Source organism: Streptomyces sp. NPDC045022 (assembly GCF_056432605.1).
This window is the reverse complement of record NZ_JBWKIR010000011.1, coordinates 56,025-69,244: the sequence shown is the minus strand read 5'-3', so window position 1 is coordinate 69,244 and position 13,220 is coordinate 56,025. Positions and strand designations below refer to the sequence as shown.

13 protein-coding genes are annotated in these 13,220 nt (G+C 72.2%); 6 read left to right on the top strand and 7 right to left on the bottom strand.

Going from position 1 to position 13,220, the window contains the following annotated elements:
* Window positions 1–336 precede the first annotated feature (336 nt).
* A complete protein-coding gene (locus tag AC07C1_RS20860) occupies window positions 337–771 on the bottom strand; it encodes a hypothetical protein (RefSeq protein WP_478940982.1) in 435 nt (144 codons plus the stop codon).
* Between the two features lie 245 nt (window positions 772–1,016).
* On the opposite strand from AC07C1_RS20860, the gene AC07C1_RS20855 reads away from it, so the two are divergent.
* From AC07C1_RS20855 to fxsA, 4 genes are all read left to right on the top strand, one after another.
* Window positions 1,017–1,457: an Lrp/AsnC family transcriptional regulator gene (locus AC07C1_RS20855; RefSeq protein ID WP_478940981.1), complete on the top strand. Its 441-nt coding sequence runs from the start codon at window positions 1,017–1,019 to the stop codon at window positions 1,455–1,457.
* 76 nt (window positions 1,458–1,533) lie between these two features.
* The gene (locus AC07C1_RS20850) at window positions 1,534–3,138 is read left to right on the top strand and encodes an amidohydrolase (protein WP_478940979.1); all 1,605 of its coding nucleotides are present in this window, start codon (window positions 1,534–1,536) and stop codon (window positions 3,136–3,138) included.
* Between the two features lie 575 nt (window positions 3,139–3,713).
* Complete coding sequence (locus AC07C1_RS20845) at window positions 3,714–4,508, top strand: polyprenol monophosphomannose synthase (RefSeq protein WP_478940977.1); 795 nt, start codon at window positions 3,714–3,716, stop codon at window positions 4,506–4,508.
* Window positions 4,509–4,577: 69 nt separating this feature from the next.
* Window positions 4,578–5,129: an FxsA family membrane protein gene (fxsA, locus tag AC07C1_RS20840; RefSeq protein ID WP_478940975.1), complete on the top strand. Its 552-nt coding sequence runs from the start codon at window positions 4,578–4,580 to the stop codon at window positions 5,127–5,129.
* A gap of 85 nt (window positions 5,130–5,214) precedes the next feature.
* Here the strand turns inward: fxsA and AC07C1_RS20835 are convergent, their stop codons facing one another.
* The 4 genes from AC07C1_RS20835 to yczE form a co-directional block, all read right to left on the bottom strand.
* Entirely contained in the window at window positions 5,215–5,589 is a 375-nt protein-coding gene (locus tag AC07C1_RS20835) for an RNA polymerase-binding protein RbpA (RefSeq protein ID WP_003977404.1), read from the bottom strand.
* Between the two features lie 265 nt (window positions 5,590–5,854).
* Complete coding sequence (locus AC07C1_RS20830; protein WP_478940973.1) at window positions 5,855–7,201, bottom strand: MFS transporter; 1,347 nt, start codon at window positions 7,199–7,201, stop codon at window positions 5,855–5,857.
* A 58-nt stretch (window positions 7,202–7,259) separates the two neighbouring features.
* Window positions 7,260–8,036, bottom strand: coding sequence for a glycerophosphodiester phosphodiesterase family protein (locus tag AC07C1_RS20825; protein ID WP_478940971.1), 777 nt, complete (start codon window positions 8,034–8,036; stop codon window positions 7,260–7,262).
* Window positions 8,033–8,686: a membrane protein YczE gene (gene yczE, locus AC07C1_RS20820; RefSeq protein ID WP_478940969.1), complete on the bottom strand. Its 654-nt coding sequence runs from the start codon at window positions 8,684–8,686 to the stop codon at window positions 8,033–8,035. Before yczE ends, AC07C1_RS20825 begins: the two co-directional genes overlap by 4 nt.
* Window positions 8,687–8,788: 102 nt before the next feature.
* On the opposite strand from yczE, the gene AC07C1_RS20815 reads away from it, so the two are divergent.
* Window positions 8,789–10,297 (top strand): SCO1417 family PLP biosynthesis transcription factor, encoded by a 1,509-nt coding sequence (locus AC07C1_RS20815; RefSeq protein WP_478940967.1) that lies wholly within the window; start codon window positions 8,789–8,791, stop codon window positions 10,295–10,297.
* Window positions 10,298–10,478: 181 nt separating this feature from the next.
* Here the strand turns inward: AC07C1_RS20815 and AC07C1_RS20810 are convergent, their stop codons facing one another.
* Both AC07C1_RS20810 and AC07C1_RS20805 read right to left on the bottom strand, forming a co-directional pair.
* Entirely contained in the window at window positions 10,479–12,107 is a 1,629-nt protein-coding gene (locus AC07C1_RS20810; RefSeq protein WP_478940965.1) for a P-loop NTPase family protein, read from the bottom strand.
* A gap of 43 nt (window positions 12,108–12,150) precedes the next feature.
* Window positions 12,151–12,345, bottom strand: a complete 195-nt coding sequence (locus AC07C1_RS20805) for a hypothetical protein (protein WP_258781179.1) — start codon at window positions 12,343–12,345, stop codon at window positions 12,151–12,153.
* Between the two features lie 308 nt (window positions 12,346–12,653).
* On the opposite strand from AC07C1_RS20805, the gene AC07C1_RS20800 reads away from it, so the two are divergent.
* On the top strand, window positions 12,654–13,046 hold the full coding sequence (locus AC07C1_RS20800) for an ankyrin repeat domain-containing protein (RefSeq protein ID WP_478940963.1): 393 nt from the start codon (window positions 12,654–12,656) through the stop codon (window positions 13,044–13,046).
* The last annotated feature ends 174 nt before the right edge of the window (window positions 13,047–13,220 follow it).

Below are 13,220 nucleotides of genomic sequence, written 5' to 3'. Positions count from 1 at the left end.
TCCTGCGGTGCGGGCGGCGGCGGAAGCGATTCTGCGGGGCGGGGGACGAAGATGCGGCGCTGACGCCCGGTGGCCGAGTACAAGGGGGTCATGCCGGGAGAACGCGGCGCGGGCCGGACAGGTTACCCCTCGGCCGAATCGTGCGTGCGTTCCCGGACGGCGTCCGGTTCCCCGTCCGGCCTCCTCCACGGCCGCCGCTTCGTCCCCTGCCGGCAGGCGTACTTCGGGGAGGTCGCGGCCTCGCGGATCCGGACACACCGAACCTGCACCATGACGGTCTGCGCGCCATGGTGCAGGGCGGCTGCCGGGGTGGAGCCGGGCCTGCTCCGAAGCGGCTCAGGCGGCCTGGCGGCGCGGCGACGGTACGCGCACCGGGCGCGAGCCCGGGCCGCCGACGTGCGAGAAGGGCTGCGTCCGCCAGTCCAGACCCTGGGGAAGCGTCAGCAGCAGGGCGGTGTCCTGCTCCTGCGGCGTGAAGGACTCGTCCGCGGGGCGGGCGTCGGCCGCCGCACGGCCCGTGCCCGCACAGACCGTGAGCCCGAACGGGTTCCACGGCGAGGCGCACAGCGCGTGCTCCGGCAGGACCTCCTCGTCCGCCAGCAGCGCGATCGGCTGCGCGCAGTCCGGGCAGATCACCCGGTACATCTCGAAGGTGTCGTAGGCGTCCAGTTCCTCGTCGAGGGCGTCGGGTTCGACGCCCTCCGGCTCGGGCTCTACGACCGGCTGCTGCCGCTTGGACGCGGATCGACCAGGGCGCTTGACACTCTGCATGGGTTTCTCCCCCTAAGGCTGGGCCGTGAAGGCGCTGCGGCCTCGACCACAGCAAGCACTTCCCGTCCGGTCTCGGCGGTAATCACGAGAACATCACGGACCCGGTTCAAGGTGTGTGGTATTCATCACATGGCCTTGCGTGGGTGCCCGCCGGGAGACCGGTTCGGTGCTTTTTGTATCGAACCGGCTATGACCTGCGCTCTCGGCTATCCGCGGAGATCAAGCGCCCTGTAGGTTTTGGCGCCATGGAGGAGCTGGACCGTCAGATCGTGCAGCTGCTCGTCAAGGACGGGCGGATGAGCTACACAGACCTGGGCAAGGCCACGGGCCTGTCCACGTCGGCCGTGCACCAGCGGGTGCGCCGGCTCGAACAGCGTGGCGTCATCCGCGGCTACGCCGCGGTGGTCGACCCCGAGGCCGTGGGCCTGCCGCTCACCGCGTTCATCTCGGTGAAACCGTTCGACCCCAGCGCACCCGACGACATCGCGGACCGGCTCGCCGGCGTCCCCGAGATCGAGGCCTGCCACAGCGTCGCCGGCGACGAGAACTACATCCTCAAGGTACGTGTGGCCACCCCGCACGAACTGGAGGAGCTGCTGGCCCGCGTGCGTTCCCTCGCCGGGGTCTCCACACGGACGACGGTGGCCCTCTCGACGCCGTACGAGGCACGCCCGCCGAAGATCTGAGCCCGGGCCGTCCCGCGGCTCCGGACGCGCCGCCCCGGTGCCCGGTGTGCCCCGCGCACGCGAGAGACTGTCCGCCATGAGTGAGCAGTCCGCCGAGCCCAAGACCGTCCTGCTGCGTCGCGGGGAGGTGCACAGCCCCGCCGACCCCTTCGCCACCGCGATGGTGGTGGAGCGCGGCCAGGTCGCCTGGGTCGGCTCCGAGGGTGCCGCCGACGCCTTCGCCGACGGGGTGGACGAGGTGGTCGACCTCGACGGTGCCCTGGTCACCCCGGCTTTCACCGACGCCCATGTGCACACCACCGCCACGGGTCTGGCCCTGACCGGCCTCGACCTGTCCGGCGCCCCGTCCCTGGAGGCGGCCCTCGCCCTGGTCCGCGAGTTCGCCGCGGCCCGCCCCGGCGACCGGGTCCTGCTCGGCCACGGCTGGGACGCCGCCCGCTGGCCCGGCGGCCGCCCGCCCACGAGGGCCGAACTGGACGAGGCCACCGGTGGCCGTCCGCTGTACCTCTCCCGCATCGACGTGCACTCGGCGGTCGTCACCACCGCCCTGCTCGACCTGCTCCCCGGGGACGTGCCGCGCGAGGACGCCCCGCTCACCCGGGACGCCCACCACATCGTGCGTGAGGCCGCCCTCGCCGCCATCACCCCCGCCCAGCGCGCCGAGGCCCAGCGCACCGCCCTCGCGCACGCGGCCTCTCTCGGTATCGGCTCGGTGCACGAGTGCGGCGGCCCGCAGATCTCCTCCGAAGAGGACTTCACCGGTCTGCTGAAGCTCGCGGCCGAGATCCCCGGCCCCCGCGTGGTCGGCTACTGGGCCGAGCAGAACGTCGGGAAGGCGCGCGAGCTCGGTGCCGCGGGGGCCGCGGGCGACCTCTTCGCCGACGGCGCCCTCGGCTCGCACACCGCCTGCCTGCACGAGCCGTACGCCGACGCCGGCCACACCGGCACCGCCTACCTGGACGCCGACGCGGTCGCCGCCCATGTCGTCGCCTGCACCGAGGCGGGCCTGCAGGCCGGCTTCCACGCCATCGGCGACGCCGCCGTGACCGCCGTCGTCGAGGGGGTCCGCGCCGCCGCCGAGAAGGCCGGCCTCGCCCGCGTCCGCGCCGCCCGGCACCGCGTCGAGCACGCCGAGATGCTCACCCCGGAGACCGTCGCCGGCTTTGCCGAGCTGGGCCTGATCGCCTCCGTCCAGCCCGCCTTCGACGCCCTGTGGGGCGGCGAGGACGGCATGTACGCCCAGCGCCTGGGCGCCGAGCGGGCCCGCGGCCTCAACCCCTTCGCGGCTCTGCTGCGGGCGGGTGTGCCGCTCGCCTTCGGCTCCGACAGCCCGGTCACCCCGCTCGACCCCTGGGGCACGGTCCGGGCCGCCGCCTTCCATCACACGCCCGAACACCGGGTCTCCGTCCGCGCCGCCTTCACCGCGCACACGCGCGGCGGCTGGCGGGCCGTCGGACGGGACGACGCGGGGGTCCTGGTTCCCGGTGCACCCGCCGACTACGCGGTCTGGCGCACCGACGAGCTGATCGTCCAGGCCCCCGACGACCGGGTGGCGCGCTGGTCGACCGACCCGCGCTCCGGGACCCCCGGCCTGCCCGATCTCACCCCGGGCCACGACCTGCCGGTCTGCCTGCGCACCGTCGTGGGCGGGCGGACGGTGTTCGTACGGCCGGGCGAGTGATCTCCCGGGGTGGCGCGGCGGCGATCGCGCCGGGCCGCCCCGTCGCCCGACCTGCGCATCCTTTCGGCTCACCGCTGAGGACGCTGTGTTCATCCAGGTCAGGAGGCTGTTGACAGTCGGCGGCCGGGGGCCGGTAGGTTCGGCCGGGTCCACCACCGGACGCCTGACCGGAGAGTTCCACGCAACTCGTCGCAGCGCCGCTGGGTCAGCGGACGGTGTGCAGCACCGGGGCACCGTCGCTGGGAGCCAGGCTCAGCGCCCGCGCCGACGTGGATCGTTCCGGCCGGATGGGGGTCCCTCCCTGCTCGAGCGAAGCCGAGAGCTTGGGGGAAAGGTGTGACCCGGGTGGGGCCCGGGCGCTCAGTAGACAACGGCTTTCGGTCGATCCGCAGCCAGCGGGTCCCAGGTCGGCCCGAAGGGCGCCGGGGCCCCCATCCGTCGCGGAACGCAGGTACCGAAAAGGGTGTTCTTACCCCACCCTTGTGGAATCGACACCACCATACGAAGGAGTCGGCACGTCATCCCAGGCCGCGGCCACTATGGTGGATCCCTGCGTACAACATGAAGGGGCAGCAGTGAACGACGGCGACGGGACCCTCGCGGCCAAGGCCCAGGGCAGGCAGTTCGGTCCGCTCGGCACGGCCTTGGTGATCATCCCGACCTACAACGAGGCGGAGAACATCAGGTCCATCGTCGGCCGGGTGCGCGTGGCCGTCCCCGAGGCGCACGTACTCATCGCGGACGACAACAGCCCGGACGGCACCGGCAAGCTCGCCGACGAACTGGCCGCCGGGGACGACCACGTCCAAGTGCTGCACCGCAAGGGCAAGGAGGGCCTCGGCGCCGCCTACCTCGCGGGCTTCCGCTGGGGCCTGGAGCGCGGCTACGGCGTGCTGATCGAGATGGACGCCGACGGCTCCCACCAGCCCGAGGAACTGCCCCGCCTGCTCACCGCCCTCAAGGGCGCCGACCTGGTGCTCGGCTCCCGCTGGGTGCCCGGCGGCCGGGTGGTGAACTGGCCCAGGTCCCGCGAGTTCATCTCCCGCGGCGGCAGCCTCTACTCCCGCCTCGCCCTGGACCTGCCGCTGCGCGACATCACCGGCGGCTACCGCGCCTTCCGCCGGGAGACCCTGGAGGGCCTGGGGCTGGAGGAGGTCGCCTCGCAGGGCTACTGCTTCCAGGTCGACCTGGCCCGCCGCGCGGTCAAGGCCGGCTACCACGTGGTCGAGGTCCCGATCACCTTCGTCGAGCGGGAACTCGGCGACTCCAAGATGAGCAAGGACATCCTCGTCGAGGCGCTGTGGCGGGTCACCGCGTGGGGCGTGAGCGACCGCGTCGGCAAGATCACCGGCAAGGGCAAGCAGGCCTAGCGCCCACCGCCCGCTCCGGCTGATCGGCCCCTTATCCCGCGCTGAGCCGCCCCCAGGCACACTGGGAGCATGACGACTGGCGCTCCGACCTCTCCGTATGCCGCCCGGCCCCGGCGCTCCCGGCTGCGGCGGTATGTGCCCCTGGGTGTCGCCGCCTGGCTGGTGCTGGAGATCTGGCTGCTGTCCCTGGTCGCGGGCGCGGCGGGCGGTCTCGCGGTGTTCCTGCTCCTGGTCGGCGGCGTCGTGGCCGGCTCCGTGGTCATCAAGCGGGCGGGGCGCCGCGCGTTCCAGAGCCTCAACGAGGCGCTGCAGCGGGGTGGCTCGCCCGAGCGCGGGGGCGGCAACGGCCTGATGATGCTCGGCGGGCTGCTGCTGATGATCCCCGGCCTGGTCTCCGACGTGGCCGGCCTGCTCCTGCTGCTCCCGCCGGTCCAGAAGGCCGTGAGCCGCTACGCCGAGAACGCCGTGGGCAAGAGGCTCCGCACGGCCGCCCCGGGCGGTCTGGGCGACGCCTTCCAGCAGACCCGCATCCACCGCCCCGACGGCAAGGTGGTGCAGGGGGAGGTCATCCGGGAGGACCGCCCCGAGCCGGGAGAGCGGCGGCCGCCGCTGACGCGCTGAGCGCGGCACGGTCCGGTACACACGAAACCGCGGGCGCCGTACGTGAAACTCACGTACGGCGCCCGCGGTGTACTCGTATGCGTTGTTATGCGGACTTGCGGCTGTCCCGAGGGTGAACAGCGATGTTCATCGCCCCCGAGCGCAGAACCGCCAGGCGCTCCTCGAGGACCTCTTCGAGCTCCTCACGGGTGCGCCGCTCCATCAGCATGTCCCAATGGGTACGCGCGGGCTTGGCCTTCTTCTCTTCAGGGCCGTCGCCGTCCACGAGGAGTGCCTGGGCCCCGCAGACCTTGCACTCCCACTCCGGCGGGATCTCCGCCTCGACCGAGAAGGGCATCTCGAACCGATGCCCCTTCTCGCATGCGTACTCCACGGCCTGGCGCGGAGCCAGGTCGATACCGCGGTCCGTCTCGTAGCTGGTCACTACGAGGCGCGTACCGCGAAGAGCTCGCTCACTCATGAATCGTGCCTCCCGGGCTTGTCGCCCACAGGACAGGTGTCGCTGTCGTCGTCATCCGGTCAACGTCCGGTCGGCGGTAAAGATTCCCGTTCCGGGCCATGCGTCGCCGTCGTAGCCGCCCCTTGTTCTACCCACAGGCGCCCGGTTTGTCACATCTGCTAGCAGATGTCACCCAGCGTCTCGGCATCTTTGACGCGCAGTAACGGTACGCCTGGCAGGCCAAACGCGTACACTACCGCCCTTTCGTGTTGAACGCTAAATCGAGCTAGATCTTTTCCGGAACGGGGTTGCCTGCCTCGCCGATCGCCCGCCGTACCGGTACCCGGGCGAGCAGGACGAAACCGATGACGAAGAAGGCCACCAACGAGATGATCGCGGCACGGTAGCTTCCGCTCAACTGGTAGGTCACGCCGAACAGCAGCGGCCCGAGCCAGCTCATCCCGCGATCGCTCATCTCGTACGCCGAGAAGTACTCGGCCTCCTTGCCCGGCGGCACCAGGTGGGAGAACAGCGACCTGGACAGCGCCTGACTGCCGCCGAGGACCAGTCCGATCCCGCAGGCCAGCACGAAGAACCACACCGGGGCCTGCGCGGGCAGGAAGTACCCGGCCGCGAGCGTCACCGTCCAGGCCACCAGCGAACCCAGGATCGTCCGCTTGGCCCCGTACGTCCGGGCCAGCCGGCCCATCGCCAGCGCACCGGCCACGGCGAGCACCTGCACCAGCAGCACCGCGCCGATGAGCGTCGACTGCCCGAGCCCCAGCTCCTCGGAGCCGTAGATCGAGGCCTGCGAGATCACCGTCTGGATGCCGTCGTTGTAGACGAGGTACGCCAGCAGGAAAGCCAGCGTCAGCGGATGCCGGCGCATGTCCCGGACCGTCGCGGCGAGCTGTCGGGCGCCGGGCGCCGTGGCGCGCTCCACGCGCGTGTGCCGGTCGCGCAGCGTGCGCAGCGGTACGAGGGTGAAGGCGCCCCACCACAGGCCCGCCGAGGCCAGGCAGACGCGGACCGCGGCGGTCTCGGACAGGCCGAAGGAGTCGTGCCCCGAGTACAGGATCAGGTTGGCCACGAGGACCAGGGAGCCCGCCGCGTAGCCGAAGGCCCAGCCCCGGGAGGACACCGCGTCGCGCTGCTCGGGCGGGGCGATCTGCGGCAGGTAGGAGTTGTAGAGCATCATCCCGACGGACTGCGCCGCGTTGGCCACGACGAGCAGCGCCCCGCCGAGCAGGTACCGGTCGCCGTCGAGGAGGAACATGCCGGTGGTCGCGGCCGCCCCGGTGTACGCCGCCGCCGCGAGCAACGGCTTCTTGCGGCCCGTACGGTCGGCCGCGCTGCCCACGAGCGGCATCACGACGACGGCCAGGATCACCGACAGGGACACCGAGTAGGCGAAGAAGGAGCCCGCCCGGACCGGGACGCCCAGCGGGTGCACATAGCCGTCGGCGTCCGCGGCGTTCTCGGCGACCGAGGTGAGGTACGGGCCGAGGAACACCGTGAGGACGCTTGTCGAATAGACCGAGCACGCCCAGTCGTAGAAATACCAGCCGCGCTGTTCGCGTTCGAGGCCGGCGGTCTCGTCCGCGGCCTGTGTGCGCACGGTGTCGGTGCCCACCCGTGCCTCGCTTCCCCGCCGAAGTGCCGTGCGAAGGCGCGGTCCGGGGGCCGGGCGGTCAGACCCAGACGCCGCGGTCCTCCATGACCTTGCGCAACATGTCGATGTGATCGGTCATGATGCCATCAACCCCCAGGTCGAGGAGCCGGTGCATCCGCTCCGGTTCGTTGATCGTCCACACGTGCACCTGCAGCCCGCGCGCGTGGGCGGCACGCACGAAGCGGCTGTCGACCACCGGGACTCCCGACTGGGCCTCGGGCACCTGCGCCGCGACGGCCGACCGGCGCACCGCGGCCGGCAGCCCCCAGGAGCGCAGCCGCAGGTTGAGCACCCCGCGCGTGCCGAAGGAGGTGGCCAGGCGCGGCCCCGCCAGCCGCTGGGCCCGCAGCACGCGCGCCTCGGAGAAGGAGCCCGCGCAGACCCGGTCCCAGGCGTTCATGCGCTCGATCAGCTCGAGCAGGGGGCGCAGGGCGGGCTCCGTCTTGACGTCGACGTTCCACCGGACATCGGGGAAGGTCTCCAGCAGCTCCTCGAACAGCGGCACCGGTTCGCGGCCGCCCACGCGCGCGTGCCGTACGTCCTCCCACGGCAGGTCGGCGATCCGGCCCGCGCCGTCGGTGACCCGGTCCAGGGTCGCGTCGTGGAAGGCGACGAGACGGCCGTCCGCCGTGGCGTGCACGTCGGTCTCGAGGTACCGGTAGCCCAACTCGACCGCGCGCCGGAACTGCGCCACGGTGTTCTCCAGCCCGCCGGCGGCCCCGCCCCGGTGGGCGAAGGCGATGGGGCCCGGGTGGTCGAGGTACGGGTGGCGCACGGGTGGCGTCGTGAGGGTCACGGACGCAGTATGGCTCGCTCCGGTGTCCCGGTGGCAACGACCGTGCTGCCGGCCGATGCCGCCGGGACGGCGAACACCCGCAGGAACAGCTGGGCCAGCGGGCCGATGGCCACGGCGTACAGCACAGTGCCCACCCCGATGGTGCCGCCGAGTACGAACCCGGTGACCACCACCCCCACCTCGACCACCGTCCGCATCAGCCGGACGGAGCGGCCGGTGCGCCGGTGCAGGCCCGTCATCAGCCCGTCGCGCGGGCCCGGCCCGAGGCTCGCGGCGATGTACAGGCCGGTCGCCACGCCGTTCAGCACGATCCCGGCGAGCAGGAGCGGGATCCGTACGGCGAGGGAGCGGACGTCCGGGACGAGCGCGAGCGTGCCGTCCATGGCGAGGCCTACGACGAAGACGTTGGAGACCGTGCCGAGCCCGGGGCGCTGGCGCAACGGGATCCACAGCAGCAGTACCGCCGCCCCCACGACGATCGACACCACGCCGATGGTCAGTCCGGTGAGTTCCGCGAGCCCCTGGTGCAGCACGTTCCAGGGCTCCAGCCCCAGCCCCGCCGCCACGAGCAGCGCCGAACTCGCGCCGTACAGCGCGAGTCCGGCGTACAGCTGGATCAATCGTCGTCCGAGGCGGACCCGAGCGGACACGACATACCCCCCTGGGTGGTGGCGGTGGCCTGACGCATGACACTCTGTGGCTTGGGGTGGATCGCCATCCATGGCCAATTCGGGGAAGGTGGACTGATCTTCATGACGCAGTGGACCTCGGCGGTGGGAGCCGCGCAGCTCGCCCGGCTCCTCACCTCCCAGCAGGATCGGCCCGCCGGCCCCGGCACCCGCCGCCCGCCCGCCTACCGCGCCCTCGCCGACGGCATCCGGCTGCTGGTGCTCGAAGGCCGCGTCCCGGTGGCCGCCCGCCTCCCGGCCGAGCGGGAACTCGCCCTGGCCCTCTCCGTGAGCCGCACCACCGTCGCGGCCGCCTACGAGGCGCTGCGCAGCGAGGGCTTCCTGGAGTCCCGGCGCGGCGCGGGCAGCTGGACGGCCGTCCCCGCGGGCAACCCGCTGCCCGCCCGTGGCCTGGAACCCCTTCCCCCCGAAGCCCTGGGCTCGGTGATCGACCTGGGCTGTGCCTCGCTCCCGGCCCCCGAGCCATGGCTCACCCGCGCCGTGCAGGGCGCCCTGGAAGAGCTGCCTCCGTACGCCCACACGCACGGCGACTACCCGGCCGGCCTGCCCGCGCTGCGCTCGATGATCGCGGAACGCTACACGGCGCGTGGGATTCCCACGATGCCGGAGCAGATCATGGTGACGACCGGCGCGATGGGCGCCATCGACGCGATCTGCCACCTCTTCGCGGGCCGCGGCGAGCGCGTCGCCGTGGAATCCCCGTCCTACGCCAACATCCTGCAGTTGATGCGGGAGGCGGGCGCCCGGCTCGTTCCCGTCGCGATGGCCGAGGGACTCTCGGGCTGGGACCTGGACCGCTGGCGCCAGGTCCTGCGCGAGGCCGCGCCCCGCATGGCCTATGTCGTCGCCGACTTCCACAACCCCACCGGCGCGCTCGCCGACGAGGACCAGCGGCGCCGGCTGGTGGACGCGGCCCGCTCGGCCGGCACGGTCCTCGTGGCCGACGAGACGATGAGCGAGCTGTGGCTCGACGAGGACTTCGGGGAGGGCGGCATGCCCCGCCCCGTGTGCGGCTTCGATCCGGCCGGCTCCACGGTGATCACGGTCGGCTCGGCCAGCAAGGCGTTCTGGGCGGGCATGCGGATCGGCTGGGTGCGCGCGGCACCGGACGTCATCCGCAGCCTGGTCGCTGCGCGCGCGTACGCCGACCTGGGCACCCCCGTCCTGGAACAGCTCGCCGTCAACTGGCTCTTCAGCACCGGGGGCTGGGAGCAGGCCGTCGACCTGCGCCGCGACCAGGCCCGGGAGAACCGGGACGCCCTGGTGGCCGCGATCCGCCGGCAGCTGCCCGACTGGGAGTTCGAGGTCCCGCGGGGCGGCCTGACCCTCTGGGTCCGCGCCGGCGGCCTCTCCGGCTCCCGCCTCGCGGAAGCGGGCGAGCGGGTCGGCGTCCGCGTCCCCTCCGGCCCCCGCTTCGGTGTCGACGGCGCCTTCGAGGGCTACGTCCGCCTTCCGTTCACGGTCGGGGGAGCGGTGGCCGAGGAGGCGGCGGCCCGGCTGGCCGCCGCGGCCCGGCTGGTGGAGAAGGGAATGACGGGCGGTACGGAGTCTCCGCGCACGTTCGTGGCCTAGACGCGGGTAAGGGCGGCCGACCGAGGACGGGCGTCACTCGCCACCCAGCAATGCAGGGGACTGCGCGACCGGCCCCTACCGGCCCGCAGCCGACGACGTACCGGCCGGCCCTCACCCGAACACGCAGACCGGCTGCCTGACAAGCGCGGGCCAGCCGATGGCTCGGGCAGAGGAGGCCTGGCTAGCTCTCTGCCGCCACAGCCTCCGCGGCCACCGGTGCCGGCCGGACCTCCGGCTTCGTCAGATCCGTCGGCTCGGTCGGGGGCGTCGGTTCCGCGTCCGCCGGAGTGGTCCGGGGCGGCAGCAACGCCAGCACCGCCTGCCGGTCGGCATCGCTCGTCGCGTCGTCGTACGGATCCGGTGTACGCGGCACCTGAAGCCGGTGCACCGGACCCGACCCCAGCCGGGCGTACCCCCGCCCCGGCGGCACATGCGCCGGCGGCGTCGTGTGCGGCGGCACCCCGAGCACCGCCTCCACCTGCCGCGGCGCCGCGGTCCCCAGTACGACACGCGCGCGCGTATGCTGCTGGACCGCTTCGCTGAGCACCTCCGCGCTGTCGAACTGCTCGGCCACGACCACGGTCACGTTCGCCGCGCGGCCGTGCCGCAACGGCACCTGGAGCAGCGCCTGCGGGTCCTTGCGGCCGTCCGCGGCCGCGAGGTGGGCGAAGACGCTGGGGCGGTCCAGCAGGATCCACAGCGGACGCCGGGTGTCCTCCGGCGGCGGATCGCCGGCCTGCCGCGCCAGGTTGATCGCGATGAGCCGCCGCTCGGTCTCCTGAGCGGCCCACTCCAGGCTGGCCAGCGCCCCGATGAGGGAGCACTCCACGGCCAGTACGCCGTCCCGGCCGGTCAGGCACGCGTACTCGCCGGTGCCGCCACCGTCGACGATCAGGACGTCGCCGTACCGCAGGGCCTGGAGAGCGATGGAACGCAGCAGGGTCGAGGTGCCGCTGCCGGGATGCCCCATGGTCAGCAGGTGCGGTTCGGTGGAGCGGATACCGGTGCGCCAGACGACCGGCGGGATGTCGACCTGTTCCTCTCCGTAGGAGAGCGGAAGGGTGCGCTGGACCTCGCTCGGGTCGGTGAAGCCGAGGACGGTCTCCCCGGGCGCGGTGACGAAGTGCTGGGCGGCGACGTCGGCGGGCAGCGGGGAGAGGACGGTGAGGGTGAGCTGGTTGCCCTCCTCGTCCCACGCGAAGTGGTACTCGCGGCCCCGGCCGGCTTTCGCGGTGAGCAACTGCTCGACCCGCGCACGGGACCCGGGCTCGCCGTCCGGGAAGTAGGCGGGATAGCGGATCACGAGGTGCCCGACGCGCCCGCCGTCGTCGAACTCGTGCGTCAGGAAGACCTTCTGCCACTCCCCGCCGTGCGCGTACAGCGGCGCAGGGTCATCGGGGCCGGAGAAGTACGGCACCAGGGCCTCGTACAGCGCCTGGAGCCGTTCGGCCTGGGACTCGTCGGGCCCCTCGGGCGCCGGCGGAGTGCGGTCGCGGCCCTGCCAGGCCGCCGCCGCCATCACGGTGATGACGGCGAGCAGCGGCCCGTACGGCATCAGCGCCACCACCAGGATCAGGGAGGCCACCAGGAACAGCAGCGGCCCGCGTTTGTCCTTGGGCGTGTCCGCCCACTTGCGCCGCCCGGCCGAGGCCAGCCGGCGCAGCCCGCGCGAGACGGTGATCAACGGGTGGAGGACGTCGGTGGCGCTGTCGGCCGCCGTCCGGGCCAGCTCCCGGCTCCGGGCGATCTGTGTCCGGGCGATCTGGGCGCTGTCTTTGCTCAGAATGCGGGGGAGAGGGCGCCGGACCACTGCTGTCTCCTGTGGGTGCGTACGGGCGGGACGGGCGGGACGATCAGAACTTGATGCCGCCGAGGAGGCTCGCCAGGCTCTCGCCGCCGGCCTTGATGCTGGGGGCGATGCCCGTGCTGGCGAGGTAGAAGCCGAACAGTGCCGAGGTGCATGCGTGCGAGCCCTTGAGACCGTCCTTCCTGAAGAAGAGGAAGACGATGATGCCGAGCAGCAGGACGCCTGACAGGGAGAGGATCATTTCGGGTCTCCTGGTGTCGAGAGGGGACAGTCACCATGAGTACTTCCAGGATCACAGGATGTATCCATACGATTAAAGGTGCAACTGGGTGAAATCTGGTCGATTTCGCCCGCTCGGCGGAGCCGTTCCGACCCAATTGACCAGGCATGTTGCCCCCGGTGGGGCCTGCTGCTGATCTTTACCTCGGGCACATCGGGTCATGTGCCGCGGAAGCCAGTACGCTGGCGATTCACTCGTACGGCCGCGTCCCGCTCACTGCCGTACGCTCCCAGACGTCACCGAAGTTCCGAGGAGAGGTGGTTCGGCCGATGAGTGAAGCCCCCGACCCCGAGGTCGTGGAGCTGGCGACCAAGATCTTCGATCTGGCCCGTAAGGGCGAGACCGAGGCGCTCGTGGCGTACGTCGACGCGGGTGTTCCGGCCAACCTCACCAACGACCGCGGCGACTCCCTGGTGATGCTCGCGGCCTACCACGGCCACGCCGACGCGGTGCGCGCGCTGCTTGCCCGCGGCGCGGAGGCGAACCGGATCAACGACCGCGGCCAGACCCCCCTCGCGGGAGCCGTCTTCAAGGGCGAGGCCGATGTGATCAAGGCCCTCCTGGAGGGCGGAGCCGACCCCTCCGCGGGAACGCCGTCGGCCGTCGACACGGCCCGGATGTTCGGCAAGACAGAACTTTTGGAACTGTTCGGCGTCAGCTGATCCGAACGTCCTGACCAGGTACGACACAGAAAACGGGGGAGGCGGTAAAGGGCCGCCGGAAATACGGTCGCGGCAGCACACACCGCGGGTCATCATGACGTCGTGATTCACGGACGCGATGGCCGGGCAGGTGTTGCCGCGCCGCGCGGACCGTGATGCGGCCCGCATGGGCCA